A 12,904-nucleotide genomic window follows, 5' to 3' on the forward strand; every position below is an offset into this window, starting at 1 on the left:
CCTTATGCTTTCAGCTCTTCAATACGCTTTTGAACAGCTTCGCGTTTTGCGACATAGTCACGTTCTTTCGCACGCTCTTCTTCTACGACACTTTCAGGCGCTTTTTTCATAAAGCCTTCGTTGCCAAGCTTTTTCTGGACGCGCTCTACTTCTTTTGTCAGCTTATCAAGTTCTTTTTGCAGACGAGCGATTTCCTCATCTAAGTTGATTAAGCCTTCAAGCGGCAGAATGAGCTCTGCTCCAGAAATAACAGCCGTCATCGCTTTATCACTAGCTGGAACATCTGTACCAATTTCAAGTACACTTGGGTTCGTAAAGCGTTCAATATATGAACGGTTTTTCTCTAAGCGTTCCTGCACATCAGATGTAGAAGCTTTAATGTAAAGCTCCACCTGTTTGCTCATTGGCGTATTCACTTCACTGCGGATGTTACGAACAGAGCGGATGAGTTCCACAAGCAGTTTCATATCAGCAGACGCTTGTTCGTTTGAAAGCTCCGGTTTCACCTTAGGCCAAGACGCTACAGTAATCGATTCACCTTCGTGCGGAAGATGCTGCCAGATTTCTTCTGTTAAGAATGGCATGAACGGATGAAGAAGTCTCATCGTCTGATCTAATACGTACGCAAGGATCGAACGAGTCGTTTTCTTCGCTGCTTCATCTTCTCCATAAAGCGGAAGCTTCGCCATCTCAATGTACCAATCACAGAAATCATCCCAAATGAAGTTGTATAAATGTCTGCCCACTTCACCAAATTCATACTTGTCAGCTAGCTGTGTGACACTTTCAATCGTTTCATTTAAGCGAGTTAAAATCCATTGGTCAGCAACTGATTTTTCTCCAGTTAAATCAAGCTCATCATACGTTAAGCCATCCATGTTCATTAAAGCAAAACGTGATGCGTTCCAAATTTTGTTCGCAAAGTTCCAAGTGGATTCAACCTTTTCAAAGCTAAAGCGAAGATCCTGACCTGGTGAGCTTCCAGTTGCTAAGAAATATCTTAATGAATCTGCACCGTACTTGTCGATGACCTCCATTGGATCAATTCCGTTACCTAGCGACTTACTCATTTTCCGTCCTTGCTCGTCACGGATCAGCCCATGAATCAGAACGTCTTTAAACGGTTTTTCTCCTGTGAATTCAAGACCTTGGAAGATCATGCGAGAGACCCAGAAGAAAATGATGTCATAGCCTGTAACAAGCAGGTTTGTTGGATAGTAGCGTTTGAAGTCTTCACTATCTGCATCCGGCCAGCCCATTGTAGAGAAAGGCCAAAGCGCTGAACTAAACCATGTATCAAGCACATCGTTATCCTGTTCCCAGTTCTCTAAATCTTCTGGTGCTTCCAGTCCAACATATACTTCTTTCGTTTCTTTATGATACCAAGCTGGTATGCGGTGTCCCCACCATAACTGACGAGAAATACACCAGTCACGGATATTTTCCATCCAGTGTAAATACGTCTTTTCAAAGCGGTCTGGAACAAATTGAACTTGGTCGTCCCCATTTTGAAGGTTGATGGCTTCGTCTGCCAGCGGCTGCATTTTTACAAACCATTGAGTAGATAAATAAGGTTCAACGACAGCTCCGCTTCGCTCACTATGACCAATTGAATGCATATGGTCCTCAATTTTGAACAAAATACCCTCTTCTTGCAAATCTTTAACAAGCTGTTTACGGCATTCAAAGCGGTCCATTCCTTTGTATTGCAGTGCATTTACATTCATTGTGCCATCTTCATTCATGACAAGAATACGCTCTAGATCATGGCGATTTCCAAGCTCAAAGTCATTCGGGTCATGAGCAGGTGTAATTTTCACAGCTCCTGAGCCAAATTCCATATCGACATAGTCATCAGCAACGATTGGAATCTCGCGTCCTGTAATTGGCAAGACCACTGTTTTTCCAATCAAATGCTGATAACGTTCGTCATCAGGATGCACGGCAACGGCTGTATCTCCGAGCATTGTTTCAGGTCTTGTCGTCGCAATTTCAATTGAACCCGTGCCATCTGAAAGTGGGTATCTTAAGTGATAAAACGCGCCTTGAACATCTTTATAAATGACTTCAATATCAGAAAGTGCCGTTTTCGTCGCTGGATCCCAGTTAATGATGTACTCTCCACGATAGATAAGCCCTTTTTCATACAATTGAACAAACACTTGGCGTACCGCTTTATTCAGACCTTCATCTAATGTAAAACGTTCACGTGAGTAATCAAGACCAAGTCCCATTTTCGCCCACTGACTGCGAATAAAGTCCGCATATTCTTCTTTCCATTTCCACGTTTCTTCCACAAATTTCTCCCGGCCAAGGTCATAACGGCTTACGCCTTCTTCGCGAAGCTTTGCCTCAACCTTTGCTTGGGTCGCAATACCGGCATGATCCATTCCTGGAAGCCATAGAACGTCATAGCCCTGCATCCGCTTCATACGTGTCACGATGTCTTGAAGTGTAGAATCCCACGCATGCCCAAGGTGCAGTTTTCCTGTCACGTTTGGTGGAGGAATGACGACTGTATATGGATCTTTCGTTTTGTCATTTTGTGCTTCAAAGAATTTTCCTTCAAGCCAGTACGTATAGCGGTCTTTTTCAATCGCATTTGGGTCGTACTTTGTTGGCATTTCTTGATTATTTGTTTCCATTTATGTAACCTCCACATTTTTTCGGCTGATGAAACATAAAAAAAGCCTTTTCATCCTTATAAAAGGACGAAAAAGCTTTTTCGCGGTACCACCTTTTTTCATGGAACACATAGACGTGTCCCATACACTCTAAAGGATAACGGGGTTCTCCCGAATTTCTCTACTTGTTCATTCAAGAAATTAAGCTCACAGGCGACCTTCCAAACAAGTACATCCTAGGAAACCTTTCAGCTCATGGTCTCCCTCTCTTTAGGGTCTTGCTTGTACTCTTCCTGATCCACGCTTACGATATATCACGTTCATCAGCACATACTCATCTTTTATTTATATTACTAAATGCCTTTTGTTTTCGTCAATCATCTTTTCCGCTTTTCTTCTTCTTTATACAAATTGGGCAAGCACCCTTTGCCTTTTTGCCCATATGATAATAACAAAATAAAGAAGGAGGGCGTTTGCTTTGAAAAAGATCAATCCTTACACACTTCCCCCCTGGCTGAGACAAATTCGGGCAGTGGCCTCCCAAGTCGTTCTCCCGATTGCAATATTTCAAGGGTTTCGTACGATCATTTTTCCCACAACATTTGACGTCCTCATCCTAGGTATTCTCATTTTTCTCGCCTGCGCCTTTCACCTTGATTGGTTTTAAACACTCGCGCTTATGTACCGGCCAATATGAACACAAAATAACCTCGTCATTCCGTTGATGACGAGGCACTCTGTTCTTCTTCAAGCCGTCTAGCCTGCTCAATCTCGTGAATTTTCATGACGGTCGGCTCTGAATTTTTCATCTGCCAATACGCTCTTAACAGCTGTTGGCAGCTTTCCATCTCATCCTGCCCGCCTGCTTCATAGGTTTTAACTGTATCAAACAGACCTTGCGGATAAGCAAGGTAACTAAGAAACAAATGAAGCTCTTCCTCCCGAAGAGGATTTCCTTTTTGGTACGTATAAAACAAGGAAGTGCATTCAGGACAAGATGTGGGATAGGTTTTGAATGTCCGAAAGTAAAAGGTCAGAAGGTCATAAATCGGGGCGGCTTTTTTAGACCGCTCAAAATTGGTGAAATGTCCTGTACCCACATCATTATACAAAAAGTGATGAATCGACAGCTGCCCATGATTTAACACAACACGTGTTGTTTCTTTATCTTTCATTTCTTCATGCCAGTCTTCTAGTCGTTCAAGGGCAAATTCGCTGGCAGACATCGCCTCTGAAAAATACATCGCAGCAGCCAGTTCAAATGGCGACATATACCAAGTTTGCTCTGCCCGCTCTATGAATCGTTCATACATGTCTTTCTCTGTTTCCCATTTGGTCTTGATTTGTGTGTAGTGCGCTTCGATCTCTTGCTCTGTGATATCCATCATCACTTCAGTCCGCTTATGAAGTCTTGCAATTTCTTGAAATAAATATTCATGTTTATCGTCCTGCTCTTCTCTCTTTTCATTCGTCAGCCAAGGCATGAGATAGTATGCGTACTGGCTTTCACGATGACTTGAGAAAAAAGAACCGCTCTTCGTCCGATAAATCGGCACAAAAGAGCGATAGCCCTTTGATTCTAGTTCAAGCATTTGCTCTGTAAACTGCATATGCCTGTTAGCTTTTACTCGCTTTAAGGCAAATACGCCCTGCTTTGTATACACTTTGACGACAGCAGGACTGACAGGTTCAACGTATTCCGCCTCAAGCCCGTATTCGTATAGGACAGATTGGATCTCATCCACGTTCACTCACCACATTTTCTCGATCGGTCATCTCTTGTTAGGCATTGCTTTTTTGATATTCAGGAATATAAAGAAGCTGCCCTTCTTCAAGCTCCGCATCCATCGATAATGAGTTTGTGCGAAGGAGCTGCTGCACATTCAACTGATATCGCTCACAAATACGATCGACCGTATCTTCTTGTTGAACTATACATATTTTCATGCGAGAAAAATCTTCCTCCTCCTGCTTAGCAAACAGCTTTGTTAAATAAAGAGAGTTTTCACTGCCAGACGTTTCTCTCACGTCTTCTTCAAACTCCTCTTCTTCTTGAGCTGACTCATATACTTTTGGTGCTTCTCGTTCATATAACCGTCCGAGCTGGTACGTATCATCCTGCGCCTCTTCCTCTTCCACGTGATAAGCGGGTGATTCAAATACTGGATACGGCTGAACCGTTTCTTCCAGCTCTTCAGCTGCTTCGGGATCTTTTCTCACTTCCAACTCAAAGAATGTATCCTCCCGTTTCTCTTCTTCTAAGAGCTTAGGCGGTTCAAAAAATGGTGGTTCTTGCACCTGAGCATCAGGTAAGGAGCGATAACCAAGCGCCACTTCTTCTTGGCTCTCCGTTTCCTCCCGTTCTTCCGATTCTTCCAGTTCTTCGGTTTCTTCTTCCCTACTCACCAGCTCTATCTCAATTTCTTCTTCCTGCTTTTCTTCTTCGGCGCGTGTGTCATGCTGTAATACAGCCTGATCCTCATCAATCTCACGTTCATAGTTTTGTAGCTCTTCTTGCTCTTCATCTTCTGGCTGCAGCTGATAATCGTAGGTCACGTCGCCATATTCTTCTTCAGAACGATGAACAAATTCATACGGTTCCTCTACAGGCGCTTGAGGCGTTTCCTCGTCTAAAAGACCCTCAATCGCTAGATCAGCTTGAATGGTCAGCAAACGATTTTCTGTCAGCTGGTAATCAAACGCATCAATAAACACAAACACATCATTTAAATGACTGATTTTGTTTTTAGGAATCGTGATATCGACTGGGAATTGATGCAGAAGCTCCGCCGTCCCGTCTTCTCTGACCTTCACCTCATCAGCTTCTCTGTATGATGCATAGGAACTCAATTCACCCAATAGCTCCTCTTGATTTATGTTGTATTCTCCTGTTAGCTCGAGTGAACCTCTAATCGAAACATAATCATTCACTTCTTGAACGAGAATGTCAGGATCGAGAGAAATAGACAGCAGCTCACTGACTTCCTGTCCGCTTTTGAAATAGATGGATTCTTCTACTGAAAACTGTAATCGATTGTTTTGAGACAAGTCGGTGTCCTCCTTTCATCTAATCCTTCAAAATAAAATTAGATGTCAATACAGATGTATGTGAGAGGCAGTGAAAATATGATTGGTTTTCAGCAACACAAAAAAGCCGATATGTCTCCATATCAGCTTTCGTTTATCGACGTAGTTTTTGAAATACTTTTTCCACTGTCTCAATCGTATATTCGATGTCTTCATCTGTGTGAGCTGTTGACAGGAATAGTCCTTCGAATTGAGAAGGGGGAAGGAAGATGCCGTGGTCGGCCATTTCCTTGTAAAATTCAGCAAATAAAGCGAGATCAGCTGTTTTGGCTTTGTCATAATTGACCACTTCTTCATTTGTAAAGAAGAATCCAATCATCGAACCCGCACGGTTAAATGTTAATGGAATTCCGTGTGTTTTCGCCGCGTTTGAAATGCCTTCTTCCAGCCGGTCTCCTTTTCGTCTAAACTCTTCATAAGACTCAGGTGTCAGCTGTTTTAAGGTTTCTAAGCCTGCTGTCATCGCAAGTGGGTTACCAGATAACGTTCCTGCTTGATAAATTGGACCGCTTGGCGCAATTTGTCTCATAATATCCGCTCTTCCGCCATAAGCGCCAACCGGGAGGCCGCCACCAATCACTTTACCAAGACACGTCAGATCAGGTGTGATGCCAAAATAACCTTGCGCGCAGTGATAGTCCACACGGAAGCCGGTCATGACCTCATCAAAAATGAGTAAAGCTCCGTATTGCTCTGTGATGTCTCTCAGCCCTTGTAAGAAACCGTCTTGCGGAGGGACAACCCCCATATTTCCTGCAACCGGCTCGACAATGACACCTGCAATATCGTCTCCAAATTCCTGAAATGCAACTTGAATGCTTTCTAAATCATTGTAAGGCACTGTGATCGTATTGCTTGCAGTCCCTTCAGGTACACCTGGGCTATCTGGAAGCCCAAGCGTTGCGACGCCTGAACCTGCTTTAATGAGCAAGGAATCGCCGTGTCCATGATAGCAGCCTTCAAATTTCACAATTTTATTTCTGCCTGTAAAGCCTCGAGCTAGACGAAGTGCACTCATAGTTGCCTCTGTACCAGAGCTGACCATACGAATGACTTCGATAGAAGGAACCCGCTCTGATACAAGCTTAGCTAATTCATTTTCAACTAATGTGGAAGCACCAAAGCTTGTCCCCTTTTCTGCCACTCGCTGAATGCTTTCAACCACACGGTCATTCGTATGCCCTAAAATAAGTGGTCCCCATGATAAGACATAATCGATGTATTCATTTCCATCAATATCATAGATTTTGGCGCCTTTGCCTCGCTCCATAAAAATCGGGTCTGTGTTCACTGATTTAAATGCACGCACAGGGCTGTTGACACCGCCAGGCATTAAATGCTGCGCTTCTTCAAATGCTTGCTTTGATTTTTCATAGCTACGTCCCATTTCAATGTCCTCCTATCTATCCGTTCTTTATTCTGAGAGCCATTTTGCTGCATCTTTTGCATGATACGTAATGATGAGTTCTGCTCCTGCACGTTTCATGCTTGTCAGCATTTCAAGAACAAGCTCTTTTTCAGAAATCCACCCATTTTGAGCAGCGGCTTTGACCATTGCATATTCTCCGCTCACATTGTATGCAACAACTGGGAGTGTAAATTCATTTTTGACATCACGCATAATATCTAAATAAGAAAGAGATGGTTTCACAATGAGGAAGTCAGCTCCCTCTTCTACGTCAGACTGCGCTTCTCTTAGTGCCTCTAAACGGTTTGCAGGGTCCATTTGGTATGTTTTACGATCTCCAAACTGTGGTGTGCTATGCGCTGCGTCACGAAACGGACCGTAAAACGCACTTGCATATTTCACAGCATATGACATGACAGGTACATGAATAAAGCCAGCTTCATCAAGCGCCTCACGAATGGCAACCACAAATCCGTCCATCATATTTGAAGGAGCAATAATATCTGCACCTGCGCGCGCTTGACTCACAGCTGTTTTCGCTAAAAGCTGAAGAGATTCATCATTTAAAATTTCACCATCTTCAACAATCCCGCAATGTCCATGATCTGTATATTGGCATAAGCAAGTGTCTGCAATGACCACAAGCTCTGGGAAATGCTTTTTGATCTCAAGCGTCGCTCTTTGCACAATGCCATGATCGTGATACGCCTCACTGCCCACATGGTCTTTATGATCTGGAACACCAAATACAATAATTGATTTGATGCCAAGATCAACAAGCTCTTGGACTTCTTCTTTTACAAGGTCCACTGAAATGTGATAAACACCCGGCATTGAAGGGACTTCTTTTCGGACATTTTCTCCCTCTACAAAAAAGATCGGATAAATGAAATCAGATGGTCTTAAAAAGGTTTCTCTGACTAATTCTCTCATTCCTGCACTTGTCCGCAGTCTGCGGTGTCTGTTAAATTTCATCATTGGTTCAACTTCCTTTCAGATAAACGGCACATCAATTCAAGCATTCCGTCTATCGTATAAGTATCTGGGGTTTCAGAAGAAATCCCGTATTGAAGCAGTGCCTCTTTTGTCAGAGGACCGATCGTCACAAAACAGGTGTCAGAAGCAGCCAGCTTCGCTGCATCTGCCTCCATGGCATGCATAAATGAATGGACAGTGGATGAGCTCGTAAATGTAATAAAATCAAATGATTGCTTCGTCATTGCCGTTTTGAGAGCGGCAATTCCTTCCTCATCCTTGACCGTTTCATATAAAATCCATTCCTTTACTTCTATGCCAAGTGGAACAAGCGTTTTCTTCACGACATCTCGAGACAGGTGTCCTTTTGCTACAAACACACGCTCTCCCGGACGCACATGGTCAAGCAGCGCATCTGCGAGTTCTTCCGCTATGAATCGTTCTGGAACTACATCTACCTTCAAGCCGTGCTGCTCAAGATAGGCAGAGGTTTTCTCACCTACCGCAGCCACTTTCAAATGGGATACACTCTTATGTAAATGATGGTCCTCTATGTAGCTCAGAAAAAAAGACGCGCCATTTACACTCGTGAAAACAAGCCATTGGCTATTTTCTAAGTCCTTTAAAAAGGCCTGCGCTTTTTCATTTGTGAGCGTAGGCTCAAACCGAATAAGAGAGGTTAAAACAGCATGGCCGTTCAGCTCTTCAATCTTCTGCTGAAACACACCCGCTTGACGTTCATTTCGAGTGACAAGCACCGTCTGTCCGTGAAGCGATTGCCCTATGGTCATTGGGAGGACAGATCCTTTTTCACCTTGTCGATTAAATCCTTTGCTCCCTTATCAGCCATCTGCTTCGCACATGCTGTTCCAATTGCCTCAGGGTCAATGCCTGATACAGTTTCTCGAATAATCGTGTGTCCGTCAGCAGATGCCACAAGACCCGTCAGTTCAATTTCATCGCGCTCATTCATCGTTGCATAGCCAGCGATCGGCACCTGACAGCTGCCATCCATTTGTTTGAGGAAGGCTCGTTCAGCGAGAACCGTTTTCTTTGTGTATTCATTCGTAAATTGAGCGAGGAGCTGCAATAGCTCTTCATCATCTCCGCGGCACTCAATTGACAAAGCGCCTTGGCCAACGGCCGGCAGGCAAGTCTCAGGAGATAAAAATTCAGACACGACCTCTTTGCTCCATCCCATTCTGGACAGACCGGCAGCCGCTAGAATAATGGCATCATATTCTTCATTTTTCAGCTTTTCCAATCGTGTATCAATGTTTCCTCGAATCCATTTAATGTTCAGATCTGGTCTTTCCTGAAGAAGCTGGGCACTGCGCCGTAAGCTGCTCGTTCCCACAATAGCACCCTTCGGCAGCTCATGAAGACGCAGATGATCCTTCGAAATTAGAGCGTCCCTTACATCTTCACGCTCAGGAATACAGCCAATGACTAATCCTTCAGGAAGAGCAGCCGGCATATCCTTCATACTGTGAACTGCCATATCGATGTCGTGATTCAGCATCGCCTGTTCAATTTCTTTGACAAACAGTCCTTTTCCGCCAACCTTTGATAAGGTCACATCTAAAATTTGATCACCCTTTGTCACAATCTCTTTTATTTCAAAAGAATAAGAAGGGTTTAGTTCAGACAGCTTTTGAATGACCCATTTTGTTTGTGTAATTGCAAGCTTACTTCTTCTAGAACCTACTTTAATTGTACGCAATTCGTCTTCCTCCCGACAATGCCCTTAAGACTCATCATTATTTATTGAAACCAATGAAAGGTTGATAAGCTACCAAGCAGAAAATAATTGATCATCAGCACAAAGAATGAACCGACATTCCACAGTGCCACGACTTTGCCCTGCATATTTCTCACCAATCTGATATATAAGTAAACACCATATAAAAACAGCATAATAAACGAACCAAGCACCTTTGTATCTGTCCAGTACAACGTATCATACGAAATGTATGCCCAAATGATGCCAAGAATCAAACTAAGTAAGAGCATCGGCACGCCAATAATGTTTAATACGTATGCCATATGATCAAGCTTCGATAAATCTTCAATTCTCAGAAGCCATTTTCCCCATTTTTTCTTTTTCAGCAAACGATATTGAAAGAGATAGAGTAGAGAGAAAGCAAATGAAAGTGAAAAGGCACCGTATGATAAAATCGCCATCGTAATATGAATCACAAGCAATTCACTCGTCAGCTTCCCAGTTAGTTCTGCTGAGTGGAGATCAGATGGTGTAAAGGTGTGAATCGCCATCAAGGAAAAACCGATGACATTTGTAAAAAAGACGATAAATTCAACACGCAATATTTTTGTGAGAACAAGTGAAAGTGTCACAAGCACCCACGTATAAAAATATAACCCCTCTGCTACATTCAACACAGGGAATCGGTCTGTTTCCATCATAATATAGAACATGTAGACTGTTTGCAGCAGCCAGACAATAGAAAGCAACCAGAAAGCCATTTTTCCAGCCTTCCGGTTGTGTTGAAGAAAATCTATGAAATAGAACAAGACACTTAGTGCATAGATCAAGGTCGTCGCTTCGCCTAGTCTCGCTACAATGGATTCCATCATCGCTTAATCACTCACTGGCAACTGTAGCAAAGCCTTGTGCCATATTTGGTTTAAACAGCTGAAATGACCCTTGCTCCACCTGCATCGGCTCCACCTTTTGCTCTTCATCTTCAACCTGTAAATCAAAGATTTCTTTGAACAGTAAAAGTTTTTCTTCTGCATTCGGCTCCGCGGCAATTTCTTTTGCCTTTAAGATAGGATCTTTCAGCATTTGATTGATAATGCTTTTCGTATGTTTATTTAATAGCTTCATTTCACGATGTGTGAGATTCGGAAGCTTTCGCTCAATACTCTGCATCGTATCCGCTTGAATCGTCAGCGCCTTTTCTCTAAGTGCAGAAATGACAGGAACCACACCAAGCGTATTCAGCCATTGCTTAAATTCCACAATTTCTGCTTCAATGAGAAGCTCAACCTGCTCAGCCACCGCACGACGCTCTTTTAAGTTAGCTGCCACGATGCCCTCAAGATCATCAATGTCATACAAAAAAGCACCTTCTACTTCAGAAATGGCTGGATCTAAATCACGAGGGACAGCAATATCCACCATAAATAGAGGTCTGCCCTTCCGCTTTTTATTCGCACTTTCGACCATTTCTTTTGTAATGACAAATTGTTTCGCACCAGTGGAACTAATTAAAATGTCAGCTTCGGATAATGTTTTTTCCAATTGGTTTAAGCTTTTAGGCTCTCCTGAAAAACGGCCTGCCAATTCTTTTGCTTTCTCATACGTTCGATTGATAACCGTTACTTGACCAATCCCTTGACCTTGAAGGTTTTGAGCCGCTAGTTCGCCCATTTTACCCGCACCAAGAATCAGGACATGTTTATCAGAAAGACGTCCAAAGATTTTTTTCGCAAGCTCGACAGCTGCATAGCTGACAGACACGGCATTAGACGCAATGTCTGTTTCCGCATGAGACCGTTTTGCAACGGTGACCGCCTGTTTGAATAAATAATTGAAAACGGTACCAATGGTCTTCTCCTCTTGAGCTACTTTAAAGCTAGAGCGCACTTGACCAAGTATTTGTGTTTCGCCAATCACCATGGAATCAAGTCCACAGGCCACACGGAATAAATGCTCGACCGCTCCATCATTTTCATAGAACTTCAAATATGGCGAGACATCTTCCTTTTCTAAACCGAACCAATCAGCTAAAAATCTTTTTATATAAAACCGTCCAGTATGAAGCTGATCTACCACTGCGTAGATCTCTGTTCGATTACATGTTGAGATGACGATATTCTCTAGAATGCTTTTTTCTTCTTTAAGCTTGGACATCGCTGTTCCGAGCTCGCTCGGTTCAAAGCTCAGCTGTTCCCGTATCTCAACAGGGGCTGTTTTATAATCTAAACCCACAACAAGAATATGCATAACTTCAGCTTGCACCCCCAACGCCCTGTCTAATTTATAATAATTACAATATAGAATTTATTATTTATAGTGATTATAACATATATTCATTTTTAACTGGATGAAAATTGTGAACAGATTTCAAAAATGTTGTGATATAGTAGAAAAATGTTCGACACCCATTATGCCATATCATCACTTCAAGCAATTTACCAGATTTGGCGCGTGCGGACAAATGATCTGCTTAAAAGAAGGTGACATCTTTGAAGAAGAAATCCATTTTGCTGCCGCTCACTTTGCTGGCTGTAGCGCTATATGCCATTCTCTCAGGAGGTCAATTTGACATTTGGAAGGATCAAGAGAAATGGTATACACTCGTACTGCTTTTTGGCCTTGCTTTCTTATATCAAGGAAAGAAGGAGCAAGAAAGCGCTCATGTGTTTATCGGTATGCTGATGACGGGCCTTTCGCTACACTTTATTCTTCAGCCAAAATTGGACTACTGGCCAGACACATTTACGATGATCGTATTCATCGTTGGACTTGCTCTTTTTGTGAAATCATCTCAGAAAAAAGAATATCGTATTGAAAGTGTTGTTCTCATTGCACTCGGTCTGTTCCTTTATTTCTTTCAGCAAATTACAAAACAGCTAAGTTCCCTTTCGATCCCTACTTCCGGTTTTGAATTGTACTGGCCTTATGTACTGATTGCTGTCAGTCTCCTCTTATTATTTTTAAAAAGGAAATAACTTATACAATAAAAAGGCATCTGCTTATGACAGATGCCTTAGATTGTTGACAAAGTGCTAAAATGATGTTTATTTTAGCACTTTGTCTTCTTTTCAGCGTGATAGAAAACCT

At 42.7% G+C, this 12,904-nt stretch carries 11 protein-coding genes and 1 other annotated feature; of the genes, 2 read left to right on the forward strand and 9 right to left on the reverse strand.

The genetic code is table 11. The annotated features are described in order from the left end of the window. Positions 1-2: 2 nt before the first annotated feature. Positions 3-2,645, reverse strand: a complete 2,643-nt coding sequence (locus tag MHI11_RS13870; protein ID WP_340961237.1) for a valine--tRNA ligase — start codon at positions 2,643-2,645, stop codon at positions 3-5. Between the two features lie 59 nt (positions 2,646-2,704). Next, positions 2,705-2,934: a binding site (T-box leader), on the reverse strand. Between the two features lie 168 nt (positions 2,935-3,102). On the opposite strand from MHI11_RS13870, the gene MHI11_RS13875 reads away from it, so the two are divergent. Beyond that, entirely contained in the window at positions 3,103-3,291 is a 189-nt protein-coding gene (locus MHI11_RS13875) for a hypothetical protein (protein ID WP_003216497.1), read from the forward strand. Between the two features lie 46 nt (positions 3,292-3,337). Here the strand turns inward: MHI11_RS13875 and ysxE are convergent, their stop codons facing one another. The 8 genes from ysxE to hemA form a co-directional block, all read right to left on the reverse strand. Beyond that, positions 3,338-4,369, reverse strand: coding sequence for a spore coat protein YsxE (ysxE, locus tag MHI11_RS13880; RefSeq protein ID WP_044139993.1), 1,032 nt, complete (start codon positions 4,367-4,369; stop codon positions 3,338-3,340). A gap of 37 nt (positions 4,370-4,406) precedes the next feature. After that, complete coding sequence (locus MHI11_RS13885; protein WP_044139992.1) at positions 4,407-5,672, reverse strand: LysM peptidoglycan-binding domain-containing protein; 1,266 nt, start codon at positions 5,670-5,672, stop codon at positions 4,407-4,409. Between the two features lie 133 nt (positions 5,673-5,805). Next, on the reverse strand, positions 5,806-7,098 hold the full coding sequence (gene hemL, locus MHI11_RS13890) for a glutamate-1-semialdehyde 2,1-aminomutase (protein WP_044139991.1): 1,293 nt from the start codon (positions 7,096-7,098) through the stop codon (positions 5,806-5,808). A gap of 27 nt (positions 7,099-7,125) precedes the next feature. Beyond that, positions 7,126-8,097, reverse strand: coding sequence for a porphobilinogen synthase (hemB, locus tag MHI11_RS13895; RefSeq protein ID WP_034661673.1), 972 nt, complete (start codon positions 8,095-8,097; stop codon positions 7,126-7,128). Beyond that, the gene (locus MHI11_RS13900; protein ID WP_044139990.1) at positions 8,094-8,885 is read right to left on the reverse strand and encodes a uroporphyrinogen-III synthase; all 792 of its coding nucleotides are present in this window, start codon (positions 8,883-8,885) and stop codon (positions 8,094-8,096) included. The genes hemB and MHI11_RS13900 overlap by 4 nt, the downstream gene beginning before the upstream one ends. Next, positions 8,882-9,817: a hydroxymethylbilane synthase gene (hemC, locus tag MHI11_RS13905; protein ID WP_044139989.1), complete on the reverse strand. Its 936-nt coding sequence runs from the start codon at positions 9,815-9,817 to the stop codon at positions 8,882-8,884. Before hemC ends, MHI11_RS13900 begins: the two co-directional genes overlap by 4 nt. Before the next feature lie 41 nt (positions 9,818-9,858). After that, a complete protein-coding gene (locus tag MHI11_RS13910) occupies positions 9,859-10,689 on the reverse strand; it encodes a cytochrome c biogenesis protein (protein WP_044139988.1) in 831 nt (276 codons plus the stop codon). Positions 10,690-10,696: 7 nt separating this feature from the next. Beyond that, positions 10,697-12,064, reverse strand: a complete 1,368-nt coding sequence (gene hemA, locus MHI11_RS13915) for a glutamyl-tRNA reductase (RefSeq protein WP_003216303.1) — start codon at positions 12,062-12,064, stop codon at positions 10,697-10,699. 242 nt (positions 12,065-12,306) lie between these two features. On the opposite strand from hemA, the gene MHI11_RS13920 reads away from it, so the two are divergent. Then, the gene (locus tag MHI11_RS13920; RefSeq protein WP_044139987.1) at positions 12,307-12,792 is read left to right on the forward strand and encodes a hypothetical protein; all 486 of its coding nucleotides are present in this window, start codon (positions 12,307-12,309) and stop codon (positions 12,790-12,792) included. Positions 12,793-12,904: the final 112 nt, after the last annotated feature.

Origin of the sequence: Bacillus sp. FSL K6-3312 (genome assembly GCF_038007485.1) — a bacterium.
Taxonomy (GTDB): Bacteria; Bacillota; Bacilli; order Bacillales; family Bacillaceae; genus Bacillus; species Bacillus pumilus.